This is a genomic window from Pseudomonas rhodesiae, assembly GCF_007858255.1.
Taxonomy (GTDB): Bacteria; Pseudomonadota; Gammaproteobacteria; order Pseudomonadales; family Pseudomonadaceae; genus Aquipseudomonas; species Aquipseudomonas rhodesiae.
On record NZ_VFEU01000021.1, the window covers coordinates 22,090 to 39,265 of the forward strand.

Annotated in this window: 21 protein-coding genes; 15 read left to right on the forward strand and 6 right to left on the reverse strand. The window is 61.5% G+C overall.

Features of this window, described 5'->3' with window-relative positions:
* Positions 1-3 precede the first annotated feature (3 nt).
* Positions 4-1,374, reverse strand: a complete 1,371-nt coding sequence (locus tag FIV35_RS22540) for a sensor histidine kinase (RefSeq protein WP_034138566.1) — start codon at positions 1,372-1,374, stop codon at positions 4-6.
* Positions 1,361-2,077 (reverse strand): response regulator transcription factor, encoded by a 717-nt coding sequence (locus tag FIV35_RS22545; protein WP_034138567.1) that lies wholly within the window; start codon positions 2,075-2,077, stop codon positions 1,361-1,363. The genes FIV35_RS22540 and FIV35_RS22545 overlap by 14 nt, the downstream gene beginning before the upstream one ends.
* Positions 2,078-2,282: 205 nt before the next feature.
* Here FIV35_RS22545 and FIV35_RS22550 point away from each other — a divergent pair, with 205 nt between their 5' ends.
* From FIV35_RS22550 to FIV35_RS22565, 4 genes are all read left to right on the forward strand, one after another.
* Positions 2,283-5,036 carry a response regulator gene (locus tag FIV35_RS22550; protein ID WP_034098619.1) on the forward strand — a complete coding sequence of 918 codons (2,754 nt, stop codon included), beginning with the start codon at positions 2,283-2,285 and terminating at the stop codon, positions 5,034-5,036.
* 42 nt (positions 5,037-5,078) lie between these two features.
* Complete coding sequence (locus FIV35_RS22555; protein ID WP_034098621.1) at positions 5,079-6,068, forward strand: 2-hydroxyacid dehydrogenase; 990 nt, start codon at positions 5,079-5,081, stop codon at positions 6,066-6,068.
* A gap of 71 nt (positions 6,069-6,139) precedes the next feature.
* Complete coding sequence (locus FIV35_RS22560; RefSeq protein WP_034098623.1) at positions 6,140-6,580, forward strand: hypothetical protein; 441 nt, start codon at positions 6,140-6,142, stop codon at positions 6,578-6,580.
* Complete coding sequence (locus tag FIV35_RS22565) at positions 6,577-6,981, forward strand: META domain-containing protein (RefSeq protein ID WP_034098625.1); 405 nt, start codon at positions 6,577-6,579, stop codon at positions 6,979-6,981. The genes FIV35_RS22560 and FIV35_RS22565 overlap by 4 nt, the downstream gene beginning before the upstream one ends.
* 71 nt (positions 6,982-7,052) lie before the next feature.
* Here FIV35_RS22565 and FIV35_RS22570 read toward each other — a convergent pair whose 3' ends face one another.
* Entirely contained in the window at positions 7,053-7,514 is a 462-nt protein-coding gene (locus FIV35_RS22570; RefSeq protein ID WP_034098627.1) for a TlpA disulfide reductase family protein, read from the reverse strand.
* A 115-nt stretch (positions 7,515-7,629) separates the two neighbouring features.
* Here FIV35_RS22570 and arsC point away from each other — a divergent pair, with 115 nt between their 5' ends.
* The 3 genes from arsC to FIV35_RS22585 are packed head-to-tail and all read left to right on the forward strand — an operon-like array spanning position 7,630 to position 8,982.
* Entirely contained in the window at positions 7,630-7,983 is a 354-nt protein-coding gene (gene arsC / locus FIV35_RS22575) for an arsenate reductase (glutaredoxin) (protein ID WP_034138568.1), read from the forward strand.
* Positions 7,980-8,594 (forward strand): NAD(P)H:quinone oxidoreductase, encoded by a 615-nt coding sequence (wrbA, locus tag FIV35_RS22580; protein WP_034098630.1) that lies wholly within the window; start codon positions 7,980-7,982, stop codon positions 8,592-8,594. Before arsC ends, wrbA begins: the two co-directional genes overlap by 4 nt.
* Positions 8,578-8,982, forward strand: a complete 405-nt coding sequence (locus FIV35_RS22585) for a DUF2069 domain-containing protein (protein ID WP_034098632.1) — start codon at positions 8,578-8,580, stop codon at positions 8,980-8,982. Before wrbA ends, FIV35_RS22585 begins: the two co-directional genes overlap by 17 nt.
* Before the next feature lie 49 nt (positions 8,983-9,031).
* Here FIV35_RS22585 and FIV35_RS22590 read toward each other — a convergent pair whose 3' ends face one another.
* Both FIV35_RS22590 and ttcA read right to left on the reverse strand, forming a co-directional pair.
* Positions 9,032-9,703: a DNA-3-methyladenine glycosylase I gene (locus FIV35_RS22590; protein WP_034098634.1), complete on the reverse strand. Its 672-nt coding sequence runs from the start codon at positions 9,701-9,703 to the stop codon at positions 9,032-9,034.
* A 67-nt stretch (positions 9,704-9,770) separates the two neighbouring features.
* Positions 9,771-10,595, reverse strand: coding sequence for a tRNA 2-thiocytidine(32) synthetase TtcA (gene ttcA / locus FIV35_RS22595; protein ID WP_034098636.1), 825 nt, complete (start codon positions 10,593-10,595; stop codon positions 9,771-9,773).
* Positions 10,596-10,875: 280 nt separating this feature from the next.
* On the opposite strand from ttcA, the gene FIV35_RS22600 reads away from it, so the two are divergent.
* Together FIV35_RS22600 and FIV35_RS22605 are read left to right on the forward strand one after the other, a co-directional pair.
* Positions 10,876-11,478: a Yip1 family protein gene (locus tag FIV35_RS22600; protein ID WP_034098638.1), complete on the forward strand. Its 603-nt coding sequence runs from the start codon at positions 10,876-10,878 to the stop codon at positions 11,476-11,478.
* A gap of 129 nt (positions 11,479-11,607) precedes the next feature.
* Positions 11,608-12,102 carry a SprT family zinc-dependent metalloprotease gene (locus FIV35_RS22605; RefSeq protein ID WP_034098640.1) on the forward strand — a complete coding sequence of 165 codons (495 nt, stop codon included), beginning with the start codon at positions 11,608-11,610 and terminating at the stop codon, positions 12,100-12,102.
* Positions 12,103-12,387: 285 nt separating this feature from the next.
* On the opposite strand, the gene FIV35_RS22610 is transcribed toward FIV35_RS22605, so the two are convergent.
* Complete coding sequence (locus tag FIV35_RS22610; protein WP_034138569.1) at positions 12,388-13,563, reverse strand: CaiB/BaiF CoA transferase family protein; 1,176 nt, start codon at positions 13,561-13,563, stop codon at positions 12,388-12,390.
* A gap of 157 nt (positions 13,564-13,720) precedes the next feature.
* Between FIV35_RS22610 and tusD the strand changes: the two genes are divergently transcribed.
* The 6 genes from tusD (at position 13,721) to FIV35_RS22640 (ending at position 17,157) form a co-directional block, all read left to right on the forward strand.
* Complete coding sequence (gene tusD / locus FIV35_RS22615; RefSeq protein WP_034098644.1) at positions 13,721-14,113, forward strand: sulfurtransferase complex subunit TusD; 393 nt, start codon at positions 13,721-13,723, stop codon at positions 14,111-14,113.
* 1 nt (position 14,114) lies between these two features.
* The gene (gene tusC / locus FIV35_RS22620; protein ID WP_034098646.1) at positions 14,115-14,465 is read left to right on the forward strand and encodes a sulfurtransferase complex subunit TusC; all 351 of its coding nucleotides are present in this window, start codon (positions 14,115-14,117) and stop codon (positions 14,463-14,465) included.
* Complete coding sequence (gene tusB, locus FIV35_RS22625) at positions 14,465-14,743, forward strand: sulfurtransferase complex subunit TusB (protein ID WP_034114172.1); 279 nt, start codon at positions 14,465-14,467, stop codon at positions 14,741-14,743. Before tusC ends, tusB begins: the two co-directional genes overlap by 1 nt.
* Positions 14,740-15,075 (forward strand): TusE/DsrC/DsvC family sulfur relay protein, encoded by a 336-nt coding sequence (locus tag FIV35_RS22630; protein ID WP_034114174.1) that lies wholly within the window; start codon positions 14,740-14,742, stop codon positions 15,073-15,075. The genes tusB and FIV35_RS22630 overlap by 4 nt, the downstream gene beginning before the upstream one ends.
* 14 nt (positions 15,076-15,089) lie before the next feature.
* Complete coding sequence (locus FIV35_RS22635; protein ID WP_377732271.1) at positions 15,090-16,073, forward strand: glycosyl transferase family protein; 984 nt, start codon at positions 15,090-15,092, stop codon at positions 16,071-16,073.
* Between the two features lie 88 nt (positions 16,074-16,161).
* Complete coding sequence (locus FIV35_RS22640; protein WP_034138571.1) at positions 16,162-17,157, forward strand: glutathione S-transferase family protein; 996 nt, start codon at positions 16,162-16,164, stop codon at positions 17,155-17,157.
* Positions 17,158-17,176 lie beyond the last annotated feature (19 nt).

Consider the following 17,176-nt stretch of genomic DNA (forward strand, 5'->3'; position numbering starts at 1 on the left):
AACCTAAAGCGCCAGCAGGCGCAGATGTACCCGCAGGCCCGCACCGGTGTTTTCCGCCCATAGGCTGCCGTCCTGACGTTGCAGCGCATTGCGCGCGATGCTCAGCCCCAGGCCGAAGCCGCCATCGCCTGGGCGAGAGCCGTCCAAGCGCGTGAACGGCGCAAAAATGCGTTCAAGGTCCCGCTCATCGATCCCGCCACCCTGATCTTCCAGCCATAGGTGCCAGTACTCACCCTCGCGCCGCCCGTCCAGGCACACCACCCCGTCGGCTGGAGAGTGGCGTATGGCATTACGCAGGATATTTTCCAGGGCCTGGGCCAAGCCATTCAGGTTGCCCCGCACCCAGCACTCGGGGCCCAGCAAACACGGTAGGCGCGATGCTGGCCAAGCGCTTTCAAAGCATGCGTTCTCACGCAATATGTCCCACAACGCTTGAAGCTGAATGGTTTCTTTGGTCAACGGCGTCCGTTCGGCGTCCAACCAGGCCAATTGCAGGCTGTCTTCCACCAGTCGCTGCATGGCATCGATTTCCCGGCCCAGGCGTTGACGCAGTTGCGCGAGGTCCTGCTCGCTGTCACAGGCCACCCGCAAGCGACTGAGGGGCGTACGCAGTTCATGGGACATATCGCGCAGCAACTGCTGCTGCAACACCACCGTCCCCTGCAAGCGTTCGGACATATGATCAAAAGCACGGCCCAGTTCGCCCAACTCATCCTGGCGACTGGTCGCATCCTGGGACAGACGCGTATTCAACTGGTCGGCTCGCCAGGCGTTGGCCTGCTCGCGCAATTGATTGAGGGGCATGATCAGCAAGCGGTACAGGCCTATGCACAGCAACAAGGTGAACAGACCGGGGATCACGCCGTTGGTCACCACCCGCCAGAACACTTGATAGCGACCGGGCATAAAGCGCTGTGGCAGTTCGATCACCAACGACCCGGCCTCCGGGTCGCCGGGAAACGCGATCTTCAGCCAGGGCAGCCCCTTGACATGCCGACTCACCGGCCAGTCCAAGCCGCGTAAAAAGGTCAGGCGCTGGTTTTGCGCACTACTCAAGGGGTAGCTGCTCAACGATTGCAAGTCGTTGCCAATCACGCCGATCCAAGTGGTTTCACGCTTGCCCATGGCCTGCAGCCAGGCATCGACGCCTGAAGGGCCGCCAAGGTTCCACGCCTGCTCCGCTTGCGCCGCGTACCCGCTCAGAGTGGTTTTCGCCTCGTCGGACAGATAGGCATTCTGCTGCTCCATATAGCGACCCCAGGACCAGCTCAGCCAGATCATCAGCAAACAGAACGCGATCAACAGGCAGGCCAGTTTCCAGAACAATGAGTACCTGCCCGGCAGGCGTCTAAACGGTCGTTCAAAGGCTGTCATCGTGACCGCTCAACACATAACCCTTGCCCCAGACGGTGCGCACTTCGCGCTCGCTGTAGCCGATGGCTTTGAGCTTGCGGCGGATCTGGCTGATATGCATGTCCAGGCTACGGTCATGGGGGGCATAACCGCGTTGCAGCACATGCTGATAAAGAAAGGCTTTGCTCAAGACCTCTTCAACGTTGCGATGCAGGGTTTCCAGCAGGCGGAATTCGCTACGGGTCAGGCCGGCGGCGTGTTGCAGGTAAAAAACATCACCTAACTCATCGTCAAAGCGCAAGCTCGGCGCGCTCTCGCGCCGCACTGGCAGAGCAGGCAGCGGCCGACGATCCAGGGCCACGCGGCGCAGGATCGCTTCAATGCGCACGCGCAGCTCAAGCATGCTGAAAGGCTTGGGTAAGTAGTCGTCCGCGCCCAGGCGAAAACCGCTGATGCGGTCGGCTTCGGCGCCCAATGCCGACATCAGAATCACCGGGGTCGAATGGCTTTTGCGCAAATACGTCAGGATCGACAGGCCGTCCAGCCCCGGCAGCAGAATATCCATCAACACCACGTCGAAAGCACGCTCACGCGCCATGTCCAGGCCCTGCTGGCCGTTCTGGCACCATGTAACCTGGAAGCCACTGCGCGCCAGCTCCTCATGGACGTAGGCGCCGAGCACGGGGTCATCTTCGATGGTCAGGATACTGGCTGCGGGATTCATTAGCGTCTGCAAGTAATTCTCAATCGCCGATTATTCAAGATTACCCCGCCACAGGCAATCGCCACTCGCCGGCCAATGGCCCGAAGATTGACTCCTGTGATGATTTTGCGAGATTCCTCGCCGCGCAAATGGCTACACTGCGCAGGTGGCGCAGGCCGGATGCCGGCGCGAAAGATTGATTCCAATGTGGTAGCAGGAGAGTGGCGTGCTTAGAAGAATGGGGATAAAAGGCCGCGTACTGTTGCTGACCTTATTGCCGACCAGCCTGATGGCGTTGTTGTTGGGCGGTTATTTCACCTGGATGCAGCTGTCGGAGCTGCAAACCCAGTTGCTGCAGCGCGGCGAAATGATCGCCGAGCAATTGGCACCGCTGGTGGCGCCGGCCCTGGGCAATAAAAACGTCGATTTGCTGGAGCGCATCGCCACTCAATCCCTGGAGCAGCAGGACGTACGCACTGTATCGTTCCTCGCGCCGGACCGCAGCACCCTCGCCCACGCCGGTCCGACCATGCTCAATCAGGCGCCGGTCGGCAACAGTTCACATCTGTTGCAGCGCACGGGCAACGACGCCACCCGTTACCTGCTGCCGGTGTTCGGCCGCCATCGCAACCTGGCGGGCGAACTGATCCCCGACGAAAGCGACCGCCTGCTGGGCTGGGTCGAGGTGGAACTGTCCCACAACGGCATGCTGTTGCGCGGTTATCGCAGCCTGTTCGCCAGCCTGCTGCTGATCGCCATCGGGCTGATCTTCACTGCCGCACTGGCGCTGCGTATCAGCCGCACGATCACCTCGCCGATCGGATTGATCAAGCAAGCCGTGGCCCAGCTCAAGGACGGCAATCTGGAAACCCGCCTGCCCGCGCTGGGTAGCCAGGAGCTGGATCAACTCGCCTCGGGCATCAACCGCATGGCCGAAACCTTGCAGAATGCCCAAGAAGAATTGCAGCACAGCATCGACCAGGCCACCGAAGACGTGCGTCAGAACCTGGAAACCATCGAGATCCAGAATATCGAGCTGGACTTGGCGCGTAAGGAAGCCCTGGAGGCGAGCCGCATCAAGTCGGAGTTTCTGGCCAATATGAGCCATGAAATTCGCACGCCCCTCAACGGCATCCTCGGCTTTACCCACCTGCTGCAAAAAAGCGAACTGACGCCGCGCCAGCTCGACTACCTGGGTACCATCGAAAAATCCGCCGACAACCTGCTGGGCATCATCAATGAGATTCTCGATTTCTCGAAAATAGAAGCCGGCAAACTGGTGCTCGACAGCATTCCATTCAACCTGCGCGATCTGCTCCAGGACACCCTGACCATCCTCGCCCCCGCCGCCCATGCCAAGCAGTTGGAACTGGTCAGCCTGGTCTACCGCGATACGCCGCTGGCGCTGGTGGGCGACCCGTTGCGGCTCAAGCAGATCCTTACCAACCTGATCAGCAACGCGATCAAGTTCACCCGCGAGGGCACCATCGTGGCTCGGGCGATGATCGAGGACGAGCAGGAAGATACCGTGCAACTGCGCATCAGCGTGCAGGACACCGGTATCGGCCTCTCCAGCCAGGACGTGCGTGCGCTGTTCCAAGCATTCAGCCAGGCCGACAACTCGTTGTCGCGTCAACCCGGCGGCACCGGCCTGGGGCTGGTGATTTCCAAACGCTTGATCGAACAGATGGGCGGCGAAATCGGCGTCGACAGCACGCCGGGCGAAGGCTCGGAATTCTGGATCAGCCTGAACCTGCCCAAAACCCGCGATGACGTTGAAGACCTGCCCTGCGCGCCTCTGCTGGGCCACCGCGTGGCGGTGCTGGAAAACCACGAACTGGCGCGCCAAGCCCTGCAACACCAATTGGAAGATTGCGGCCTGGAGGTCACCCCGTTCAACACCTTGGAAAGCCTGACCAACGGCATCACCAGCGCTCATCAGACCGAGCAGGCTATCGACCTGGCCGTGCTCGGCGTGACCGCCAACGACATACCCCCCGAGCGCCTCAACCAGCACTTGTGGGACCTCGAACACCTGGGCTGCAAAGTGCTGGTGCTATGCCCGACCACCGAACAGATGCTGTTCAACCAGTCGGTGCCCAACCCCAATAGCCAATTGCAGGCCAAACCGGCATGCACCCGCAAACTGCGCCGGGCGTTGTCTGACCTGATCAACCCGCGCCCGTCGCGCAGCGAGCCGGGCGAACCCCTGGCCAGCCGCGCGCCACGGGTGCTGTGCGTGGATGACAACCCGGCGAACCTGTTGCTGGTGCAAACGTTGCTGGAGGACATGGGCGCCAAAGTGCACGCAGTGGAAAGCGGTTACGCCGCCGTCGACGCGGTCAAGCAGGAGACTTACGATTTGGTGCTGATGGACGTGCAAATGCCGGGCATGGACGGTCGCCAGAGCACCGAAGCGATTCGTCAGTGGGAGAGCGAGCGTCATGGCTCGCCGCTGCCAGTGGTGGCGCTCACGGCCCATGCCATGGCCAACGAAAAACGCGCCTTGCTGCAAAGCGGCATGGACGATTACCTCACCAAACCCATCAGCGAACGGCAACTGGCCCAAGTAGTACTCAAATGGACGGGCCTGGCCCTGCGCAATCAGGCACCGGAACGCGCCACTGACGGCCTGGCTCCTGGCGTGCAACTGCCGGTGCTGGACCACGAGGAAGGCCTGCGTCTGGCCGCCGGTAAAACCGACCTGGCCGCCGACATGCTCGCCATGTTGCTGGCCTCCCTGGAAGCCGACCGGACCGCCATCAGCATCGCCCGCGAAGCCAATGACAACAATGCGCTGATCGAACGCGTCCACCGCCTGCACGGCGCTACGCGCTACTGTGGCGTTCCGCAACTGCGCGCCGCCTGCCAGCGCGCCGAAACCCTGCTCAAGCAGGACGATGCCAAGGCCCTGCACGCGCTGGACGAACTGGACATGGCCATTGCCCGCCTGGCCAGTGAAGCGCGAGTCAGTGCCTGATGCGTCCCTTTCCATTGATTTGAACTTGCAGGGAGCTTTGCCATGCGCGTGATTCTGTTCAGCAGCCAAACCTACGACCGCGACAGCTTCCTCGGCGCCCCGCTGCCTGCGGGCCTGGAACTGCAGTTCCAGCCGGCGCGGCTGAATCTCGATACCGTGGCGCTGGCCGAGCACCACGAAGTGGTCTGCCCGTTCATCAACGACGACCTCAGCGCACCGGTGCTGGAATGCCTGGCCAAGGGCGGTACGCGCCTGATTGCGCTGCGTTCGGCCGGTTATAACCATGTCGACCTGGCCAGCGCCAAACGCCTGGGCCTGACCATCGTGCGCGTGCCCGCCTACTCGCCCCACGCCGTGGCCGAGCACGCCGTGGCGCTGATCCTGGCGCTCAATCGGCGTTTGCATCGTGCCTATAACCGCACCCGCGATGGCGATTTCAGCCTGCACGGCTTGACCGGATTCGACTTGGTGGGCAAGACCGTCGGCGTGGTCGGCACCGGGCAGATCGGCGCAACCTTCGCCAAGATCATGGCCGGATTCGGCTGCACGTTGTTGGCCTATGATCCGTTCCCCAATCCCGATGTGCAGGCGCTCGGCGCACGTTACGTGAGCCTGCCCGAGTTGCTCGCCCAAGCCCGGATCATCAGCCTGCACTGCCCGCTCACCGCCGACAGCAAGCACTTGATCAACGCCGCGTCCCTGGCGCAGATGCAGCCTGGTGCGATGCTGATCAACACCGGCCGTGGCGGCCTGGTGGACACACCCGCATTGATCGAAGCTCTCAAGGACGGCCAACTCGGCTACCTGGGGCTGGACGTGTATGAAGAAGAAGCCCAGCTGTTTTTCGAAGACCGCTCTGACCTGCCCCTGCAGGACGACGTACTCGCGCGCCTGCTGACCTTTCCCAATGTGATCATCACCGCCCACCAGGCGTTCCTGACCCACGAGGCCCTGGCGGCAATCGCCACCACTACGCTGGACAATATCGCCGCGTGGGCCGACGGTCGTGTGCAAAACCAGGTGGCAGGTTGATCAGCGGTCACATACCGCGCTCATGATAGGCCGGCACCCGTGATAGGATGCCGCGCCTATTTGGAGGATCCATGGCCGAACACGATTTCCGCTTCAGCTTGCTGAGCCCGCAACACACCCTGATCGAATGCCGCGCCCTGGTGCCGGGCCGTTACCAAGTCACCGGCAACGGTGGTTCGATCAAGCATGGCGACGTCCTGATCGTCACCCTGCGTGGCAGTAAAACTTTGTCGATGCGCCTTACCGTCGAAGGCGATGCGCGTTACTCCATCCGCCCGGCCGGCCAATGGGTCGCCATGGCCCAAGGGCCGAAATTCGGCGAGCTGGAAATTCACACCTGGAAGGTCAACTGCGACAGCTGCGACGCCGTGCTGGAGTTTGAGTTCGCCGTGGAAACCAAGCTGACCAAAGAGCCGCTGCAACCGGCCGCCAATGCCCGCATTGCCGAGTTGGGCTGGGCCAGTGAAGGCGACAAGCACCGCTGCCCGAGCTGCCAGAAGGCCACCCAATGAAAGGCCTGGTGTTGCTCGCCGCACTCGGCGCCGGCTTGGCCGGCTGCGCGGGAGATGCGGTCAAACTCCAGCAGGACCACAGCTACGTGGTGGAATGGATCGGTGAGCGGCCCTTGATGGATTACGCGCACCTGACCGTCACCCTCGGCAATGACGGGCGTGCCTACGGCAATGGTGGCTGCAACCACTGGTTCGCGCCCTACACCCTGGATGGCGACAAACTCAGCTTCGGCAAGATCGGCAGCACCCGCAAGCTCTGCGCCGAAGCCTTGATGGAGCAGGAGCACCGCTTCTTCCAGGCCCTGCAAGGCGTGCAGCGCTGGGACATCTCGCCCATCGAGCAGACCCGTTTCTGGCCGGCCGAAGGGAAGCCGATCCGCCTGTGGCTCGAAGAAGGCTGATCCGGGTTCTGACCCGATGGACATTTAAAGGTGGGTGGAAAGCCCTCCCACCGTTGCTTTGAGATGTCGCTTTAACCGCGCAACGCCTTGAGCTTGGCCAGCACCCCCTCGGCCGTCTGCTCGCCCATCAACTGCTCGCGCACCTTACCCTTGTCATCGATGATGTAAGTCACCGGCAGCGCTTCGCTGCGCGGGATCTCGAAGATGCCATCCGGGTTCTGCGCCAGCACTGTGAACTTGATCCCAAGTTTCTCGCTGGCGGCCTTGAGTTCTTCGCCCTGCACATTGTCGAAGTTGACCCCGAACACCCCGATATTCTGGCCTTTGAGCTGCTCGGCCAACGCGTTGAGTTCAGGGATTTCCGTGCGGCACGGGCCACACCATTCCGCCCAGTAGTTGATCACCACCCACTGTTTGTCCAAACGCTCGGCCGCGACTTTCTGGCCGTATTGGTCAATGCCATAGTCATTCCCGCAGCCGCTGAGCAGCAGGGTTGTGATGATCGCCAATGCACCGATCAGTCGACGTGTCATGGGGTAATCCTTCGTGAAAATAGACGTTGGCTGCGACCGGATGCCTCTTACGGTTTAAGGACCGGGCGCCGCGCAGGTAGAATACCCGCCACCTCCTGCAAGATGCGACCCGCACATGACCGATCTGACGCTTTATCACAACCCGCGCTGCTCGAAATCCCGCGGTGCCCTCGAACTGTTGGAAGCCCGCGGCCTCGCCCCGACCGTGGTGCGCTACCTGGAAACCCCACTCAACGCCGCGCAAATCCAGGCCCTGCTGGGCAAACTCGGCCTGTCTGCGCGCCAACTGCTGCGCACCGGCGAAGACGAATACAAAAGCCTCAACCTTTCTGACCCCAGCCTCAGTGAAAGCCAGTTGATCAACGCCATTGCCGCTCATCCCAAGCTGATGGAGCGCCCGATCCTGGAAACCGCCGACAAGGCCGTCATCGGCCGTCCTCCGGAAAACGTATTGGAGATCCTGCCGTGACTGCGCCTTATGTGCTGGTGCTGTATTACAGCCGTAACGGCTCGGTCAGTGAAATGGCCCGGCATATTGCCCGGGGCATCGAACTGGGCGGCATGGAAGCGCGCCTGCGCACGGTGCCGGCGGTGTCCACTGAGTGCGAAGCGGTGGCGCCGAGTATTCCGGACGAAGGCGCGTTGTATGCCAGCCTCGATGACTTGAAAAACTGCTCGGGCCTGGCCCTCGGCAGCCCGACGCGTTTCGGCAACATGGCCGCGCCGCTCAAGTACTTCCTCGACGGCACCAGCAACCTGTGGCTCACCGGCGCCCTGGTCGGCAAACCGGCCGGGGTGTTCACCTCCACCGCCAGCCTGCATGGCGGCCAGGAAACCACACTGATGTCGATGCTGCTGCCGCTGCTGCATCACGGCATGCTGATCACCGGCCTGCCCTACAGCGAACAGGCCCTGCTCGACACCCAGGGCGGCGGCACGCCGTACGGCGCCAGCCACCATGCCGGGCCGGACGGCAAACGCCTGCTCGACCCACATGAAATGGCGCTGTGCAAGGCCCTCGGCCTGCGCCTGGCCAACACCGCCACGTTGCTGGAGAACGGCCGTGGCCAAAAAGCCTAAAGTACTGCCCCCGCAAGCGTGGTTGGAGCCGCGGGTCAAGGTGGCACGCGCATTGAGCCTGCTGGCGTTTTTTGCGCTGGTGGGGTTGTTATGCGGGTATTACCTGTTCGTTGCCGACCTGCACGGCGCACGCCCTTGGGTGATCCTGCTGATCGAGTTGGTGCCGTTGCTGATACTGGCACCGGGCATGCTGCTCGGCAGCGCGCGCGGGCATTCGTGGATGTGCTTTGCGGTGAACCTGTATTTCATCAAGGGCGCGCTGGCGGCGTACGACCCGAACCGGCAGTGGTTCGGCGTGCTGGAAATGCTGGCAAGCCTGGCGGTGTTCTGTACCGCGCTGCTGTACGTGCGCTGGCGCCATCAGTTGAACCGACGCCTGGCCGCGTAATCCACCGTGGCGAGGTGACTCGCCACGAAAGTTGCGCTTACCGCGCGTGTCAGTGGTTGACGGTGTACGCCAGCATCATCGACAACTGGCACATCGGCCGACCACTCTCGGCATGCCACTGGTTGAACGCGCCCTGCACCGTCGCCAGATCGCGCAGGCTGGTGGGGGCCTTGTCGACGATTTTCTGCGCATTCAACGCCGCGACTACGTCGTCGCTGGGCACAAAGGTGTCCTTGCCGACCATGCGCAGAAAGCGCGGGGCCGATAGCCCACCCAACTGGTGGCCGTGCTTGCTCAAGTATTTCCACAGCCCAACGATGTCGGTCACCGGCCAATCGGCGATGAACGCGCCGAAGCTGCCTTTTTCCTGAGTGATATCCAGGATCATCTGCGCATTACGTGGCACGCTCTTGAGCTTGCCCAGGTGACGAATGATGCGGGTGTCCTGCATCAGGCGCTCCAGGTGCTCGGCGCCCATCAACACGACTTTTTCCGGATCGAAGCCAAAGAACACCTGCTCGAAGGCCGGCCACTTGGCATCTACCACGCTGTGCTTGAGCCCGGCCCGGAACACCCGCAGCGCCAGGGTCGACAGGTAGCGATCATCACTGATCTTGCGTAATTGCGCCGGGGTCTTGGGAGCCGGCAGATGGGCTTCCAGTTTGGCCGCCGAGCCGAAGCGGTTCAGACAATATTCGTGCAGCCACTTGTAATCGCGCATGCCCTCTCCTGGCAGTGGAATTGAAAACGGCGCCCGCAAGCGCCGTGTGTCAGAGCCTTGAAACGGCTCAGAGGTTCACCACATTAACGAAGCGCGACGCGGCGGTCTCGTCGATCTTCAGGCTGGTGAAGTCGAACAGGTTACGGTCGGCCAACTGCGACGGGATCACATTCTGCAGGCTGCGGAAAATGCTTTCGGTACGTCCCGGGGTCTTGCGCTCCCAGTCCTGCAGCATCTCCTTGACCACCTGGCGTTGCAGGTTTTCCTGGGAGCCGCAGAGGTTGCACGGGATGATCGGGAATTGCTTGAAGTCGGAATAGGCCTGGATGTCTTTCTCATTGCAGTAGGCCAACGGACGAATCACCACGTTGCGCCCGTCATCGGCGCGCAGCTTGGGCGGCATGGCCTTGAGCGAACCATTGAAGAACATATTGAGGAAAAACGTCTCGACGATATCGTCGCGGTGATGCCCCAAGGCCATTTTGGTCGCGCCGATCTCATCGGCGAAGGTGTAGAGCGTGCCACGGCGCAGGCGCGAGCACAGCGAGCAGGTGGTTTTGCCTTCCGGGATCAGTTCCTTGACCACCGAGTAGGTGTCTTTTTCGACGATGTGATACTCGATGCCCAACTCTTTCAGGTAGGCCGGCAACACATGCTCGGGGAAGCCCGGTTGTTTCTGGTCCATGTTGACGGCAACGATCTCGAACTTGATCGGCGCGACCTTTTGCAGGTGCAGCAGCACGTCAAGCATGGTGTAGCTGTCTTTGCCGCCGGAGAGGCAGACCATCACCTTGTCACCGTCCTCGATCATGTTGAAATCGGCGACCGCTTCACCGGCCAGGCGACGCAGGCGTTTTTGCAGTTTGTTCTGGTTGACCGTAAGAGTGCCCATGGCGCTTGGATCCGCTTGAGGTGTGTGACGAAAAGCGCAGCATTTTACCGGTATGCGCCAGCGAGTCCAATGCGCGCTTATATTGCTCCTTCTACAGAGCCTGCGGCGATTAAGCCCAATGTTTACAGTGCAATATGCTCTAAAGGCCTTACAGTTTTTCCGGTCATCCATTCCTATACTGCGACATAAGGTCGCGCACAAGCTATCCAGACCTTTCAGGCCAACTGGCCCGTGGGCGCTCCGTTGGGGGGCGATAGTAATAACGACAGGAGTGACTGGCATGATCCATCACGTCGTGGGGCTGTTTACCCATCCCGATCAGGAATGGCGGGAAATCCGTGGCGATAAAGAAGAAAGCATCGGCCACATGTACCTCACTCACACGCTGATCCTGGCGGCCATCCCCGCCCTATCGGCTTTTATCGGCACCACCCAGGTCGGCTGGGTCATCGGCAATCGCGCACCCGTTATGCTGACCCAGGAAAGCGCATTGTGGATGACCATCATGTCCTACGCGGCCATGCTCGCCGGCGTGGCGGTGATGGGCGCCTTTATCCACTGGATGGCGCGCACCTATGACGCCAACCCCAGCATGGCGCGCTGTGTGGCCTTCGCCACTTATACCGCGACGCCGTTGTTTATCGGCGGGCTGGCGGCCTTGTACCCGCATATGTGGCTGGGCATGGTCGTGGGGACGGCGGCGATCTGCTACACGGTGTACCTGTTGTATGTCGGCGTGCCGACCTTTATGAGCATCGATCCGGATGAAGGCTTCCTGTTTTCCAGCTCCATACTGGCCGTGGGGCTGGTGGTGCTGGTGGCGATCATGGCGTTTACCGTGATTGTCTGGGGCCTGGGCGTTGGGCCGATCTACACCAACTGACGCACACCACCGCGCAGGCAGGGCCACCGCAAGGTGGCCTTGTGCGTCTGGCATGACCATTCGGCGCCTGACAGATTCGGAAACACCTGGTTTTACGGCATACTGGGCGTCTCTGGAGATAGATACAGCATGCCCGAGCAACTCAATACCCGCGTCGAAGAGTGTTTCCAGCTAGCCGAGTCCTTTTTCAAACGAAGCTTCAAGCGTCCCCAAGTCAGCCTCAAGCTGCGCGGTCAAAAGGCCGGCGTCGCGCACTTGCACGAGAATCTGCTGCGTTTCAACCCCCAGCTTTACCAGGAAAACAGCCAACACTTCCTCAAGCAGACCGTGGCCCATGAAGTGGCCCACCTGATCGCCCACCAACTATTCGGCGAGCGCATCCAGCCCCATGGCGAAGAATGGCAATTGATCATGCGCGGCGTGTACGAACTGCCGCCGGACCGCTGCCATACCTACGCGGTGAAGCGGCGCCAGGTAACGCGCTACATCTACCGTTGCCCGTGTGCCGACAGCGATTTTCCATTTTCCTCACAGCGTCACGGCCTGGTGCGTCAGGGGCGCAGGTATTTATGCCGGCGGTGTCGGCAGACACTGGTGTTTACCGGAGAGACTCGCGTGGAGTGATGGGGTCGGTGGTCATCGGGCGCTATCGAGGCAAGCGCCCATTTAGAGCCGAGCAACCGATTTAAATGTGGCAAGGGGCTTGCCCTACTAGCCCTAGGTATCACCAGTATTAACTGAAAGAACCGGCTCAAAAGATGGGAGGGGGCTTCCCCTCGATAGCAGTGGGTCTGTCAGCCTATCTGCCACTGGCCCACCGTCATCGGGGGCAAGCCCCCTCCCACCTTTGATAGTCGATGTTTTCGATGAAGATAGGTGCATACCCATGCACCGATAGCGGCGGGTCATTCAACCGACCACCTTGCTGCGCCGCAATTCGGCTATCCGCTGAACACTGAAACCCAGCTCCGCCAACACTTCATCGCTGTGTGCGCCCACGGCTACGCCGATGTGTCGAGGCGCCGGCAACCCTTCTGAAAACTTCAGCGGGCAGGCAATCTGCGCCTGGCTTGAGCCATCGCCTCTGGGTACTTGGCTGACCAACGCCCGCGCCTTTAGCTGCGGATGAGCCACGGCTTCACTGAGCGTCAGCACAGGCTCCACGCACGCATCCAACCCGGCAAACAATTCACATAGCTCATCGAAACGGCGCTTCTCGAATTCCACCTGCAACGCCTGTTTAAGAACCCGTTGCTGCTCGGGCTTGAGGCTGTGCGCCGCCAACTCGGGCCGGCCCAAGGCTGCGCACAGAGCCTGCATGAAAGCAGGCTCCAGGCTACCCACCGACATCCAGCGCCCGTCCCGCGTGCGGTAGTAATCGTAGAAACTGCCGCCATTGAGCACCTGGCTTTCCCATTCCGGCTCCACACCGCACGCCAGATACCCCGCGCCAGCCATGGCATTGAGGCTGAACGAGCAGTCCGTCATGCTCACATCCAGGTATTGCCCCACCCCACTCTGCTGCCGCGCGATCACCGCCGCCAGCAAACCGACCACTGCGTGCAGAGAGCCGCCCCCCACATCCGCAACTTGCACGCCCAGAGGCAACGGCCCGCTGTCCTGACGCCCGGTGTAACTGGCCACGCCGGCCAGTGCCAGGTAATTGATATCGTGGCCGGCGCGGTCCTTGTAGGGGCCGGTCTGGCCGTAGCCGGTGATCGACATGTAGATCAATCGCGGGTTGATCGCCTTCAATGCCTCATACCCCAGACCCAAGCGCTCCATCACGCCGGGGCGGAACTGTTCGAGCACAATGTCGTAATCCGCCACCAGCGTGCGCACGATCTCCAGCGCCTCGGCCTGTTTGAGGTCCAGCGCCAGGCTGCGCTTATTGCGATTGAGGTAAGCGTGGCTCGCCGAAGTGCCCCGGTCATGGGGCGGCAGCACGCGCAACAGGTCCGGACGCGTGGGCGACTCGATGCGTAGCACTTCGGCGCCCATGTCCGCCAACATCAATGAAGCAAACGGACCGGGCAGCAAGGTGGAAAAATCCAGCACTTTAAGGGACGCCAAGGGACCGGACATAGGGACTCCTGTTGGGTTGCGAGTTCCCACAGCCTAGGCAGGCTGACGCCTATCGGCAATCGTCAGAACGGTCAGCGACACTGACCGTTTTGATCACGGCGGGCTTTTTCGCGCAGTCGGCTTTATCATTGCCCCACGTTTGCTTGCCGAGTGTTCCATGAAGTTTGCGATTGCCTTGTTTTCCGCCGCCCATGCGCCTTCTTCGCGCCGTGCCCTGCTGTTTGCCCAGGCTGCGCTCGCCGGCGGGCATGAGATTGTGCGGCTGTTTTTCTATCAGGACGGCGTTTACAGCGCGGCCAATAGCATCGTCGCCCCCCAGGATGAGCAGGACATCGCGCGCCAGTGGCGTGAGTTTGTCAGCCAGCATCAGCTCGATGGCGTGGTGTGCATCGCCGCTGCCCTGCGCCGAGGCGTGCTCAATGCCGAAGAGGCCACGCGCTATCAACGCAGCGCGGTGAACCTGGAGGCCCCCTGGGCACTCTCGGGCCTTGGCCAACTGCACGACGCTGCCCAGGCCGCCGACCGCCTGATCTGCTTTGGAGGGCCGTGACATGTCCAAATCCCTATTGGTGATCAGCCGCCAGGCGCCCTGGTCTGGGCCCAGCGCGCGGGAAGCGCTGGACATCGTACTGGCCGGCGGAGCCTTCGATTTGCCGATCGGCCTGCTGTTTATGGACGACGGCGTGTTTCAACTGGCGCCAGGCCAGGACGCCAAAGCCGTTCAGCAAAAAGACCTCAGTGCCAACCTGCAGGCCCTCGGGCTGTTTGGCATCGACGACGTGTTTGCCTGTAGCCACAGCCTCACGGAACGCGGGCTCACCCCACCCGCCAGCGCGCAGCCTATGGACAGCGCTGCGATTTCCCAATTGATTGACCGTTACGACCAGGTGATAACCCTCTGATGTCGACTCTCCATGTGGTTTCCCACTCGCCCTTTACCGATGGTCGCCTGGCCAGTTGCCTACGGGTATGCGGCGCCAAGGACGCAATCCTGCTGTGCGGTGACGGCGCCTACGCCCTGCACAACCCGGCGCTGCACAGTCAAGGTGTGAAAGTCTTTGTGCTGGCCGAAGACAGCCAGGCGCGCAACCTGCCAGTGCCGGACTGGGCCAGCAGCGTGGATTATTCGGGGTTCGTGCAGTTGTCGATCGATTACGACAAGGTCAATACCTGGCTATGAATACGCTCACCGTCGGTTCGCGCAGCCTGGAACTGGACAAGGACGGCTACCTGGTCGACCTGAATGACTGGTCCGTCGAAGTCGCCAACGCCCTGGCCGCCGCCGAGGCCTTGGAACTGACGCCGGACCACTGGCAGATCCTCAACCTGCTGCGCGAGTTCTACGCCCAATTCCAACTGTCCCCGGCCACGCGCCCGCTGATCAAATACACCGCCTTGAAGCTGGGCCCCGAAAAGGGCAACAGCCTGCACCTCAACAAACTGTTCAACGGCACTCCCGCCAAACTCGCCGCCAAGCTGGCGGGCCTGCCCAGGCCGACGAATTGCTTATGACCGACTTTGCCCCGCTGACCCTGCAAACCCCTGCCGAGCACCCCTTTGCGCAGTTCGTACGCATCCTGGGCAAAGGCAAGCGCGGTGCGCGCAACCTCACCCGTGAAGAAGCCCGCGAGGCGATGGGCATGTTGCTCGACGAAAAAGTCGAGGACACCCAACTCGGTGCATTTCTGATGCTGCTGCGGCATAAGGAGGAAAGCCCGGAAGAGCTCGCCGGCTTTACCGAGGCGGTACGCGAGCGTCTCAACGCCCCGGCGCTGAACGTCGATATCGACTGGCCCAGCTATGCCGGTAAAAAGCGCCACCTGCCGTGGTTCCTGCTGGCCGCCAAGTGCCTGGCACAAAATGGCGTGCGTATCCTGATGCACGGCGGCGGCGCCCACACCGCCGGGCGGCTCTACACCGAGCAATTACTGCACGGCTTGCAGATTCCGCTGTGCCGCGACTGGCAGCAGGTGGAGGCCGCGTTTGCCCAAGGCAACCTGGCGTTTATTCCGTTGGGCGATTGGGCGCCGCAGCTGCAGCGCATGATCGACCTGCGCAACACCCTGGGCCTGCGCTCGCCGATCCACTCTCTGGCGCGCCTGCTCAACCCGCTGAACGCTCGGTGCGGCTTGCAAAGCATTTTCCACCCCGGTTACCAAGGCGTGCACCGCGATGCCAGCGGCCTGCTCGGCGACACGGTGATCGTAGTCAAGGGCGATGGCGGCGAGATCGAAATCAACCCCGATACCCTCAGCCATCTCTACGGCACCACCGGCGGCCAGAGCTGGGACGAAGAATGGCCCGCGCTGTCCGTCCAACGCCACGTCAAACCGGCAACCCTGGAGCCTGAACACCTCAAAGCCGTATGGCGCGGCGATGTCGAGGACAGCTATCCGCAACTGGCGCTGATCGCCACCATGGCACTGGCGCTGCGCGGCCTTGGGCACCCCCGCGATCAGGCGTTTGCGATGGCGGAGGATTACTGGCAAACGCGGGATAGATCGATTTAATCGATAAGTGACCCGCAGTCTTTGCGCTTTTAAATCGAACCCTGATCTTTAGACTGGGCTCCAACGCTTATTAGTCGAGGAGCCAGTCATGGGTTTGCTGATCGAAGGACACTGGAAAGACCAGTGGTACGAAAGTAGCGCGGATGGCGCTTTCCAGCGCGAACAGGCGCAACGCCGCAACTGGGTCACCGCCGACGGCCAGCCTGGCCCCAGTGGCGAGGGCGGTTTCAAGGCCGAAGCCGGGCGCTATCACCTCTACGTTTCCCTGGCCTGCCCATGGGCACATCGCACGTTGATCCTGCGCAAGCTCAAGGGCCTGGAAAGCCTGATCGACGTGTCGGTGGTCAGCTGGCTGATGCTGGAAAACGGCTGGACCTTCGATAAGGCCACAGGCTCAACTGGTGATCGACTCGACGACTTTGCCTACATGCACCGACGCTACACCGCCGACACGGCCGACTACACTGGACGCGTTACCGTACCGGTGCTGTGGGACAAGCAACGCCAGCGCATCGTCAGCAACGAATCGGCGGAGATCATCCGCATGTTCAACAGCGCGTTCAACGGGCTGACTGGCAACGCCCTGGACTTCTACCCCGAGCCGTTGCGCCCGACCATCGACGCACTGAACGCGCGGATCTACCCAGCGGTCAACAACGGCGTGTATCGCGCGGGCTTCGCCACCTCGCAGCAAGCCTATGAAAGTGCTTTCGACGATGTATTTGCCGAGCTGGATCACTTGGAACAGCACCTGGGCGAGCATCGCTACCTGGCCGGGGAATACCTGACCGAAGCCGATGTGCGGCTGTTCACTACGCTGATTCGTTTTGATGCGGTGTATTACAGCCACTTCAAATGCAATCTGCGGCGCATTGCCGATTACGCGAACCTGTCCAATTGGCTGAGGGAAATGTATCAGTGGCCTGGCGTGGCCGAGACGGTGGATTTCGAACACATCAAAGGGCACTACTACGCCAGCCACCGCACCATCAACCCAACGGGGATTGTGCCGAAAGGACCATTGCAGACGTTCGATACCGTGCACGATCGGCAGCGGTTGAGCGGAAAAGGGGTGTGGAGCTGATCCAACAGCCTGGCTGACT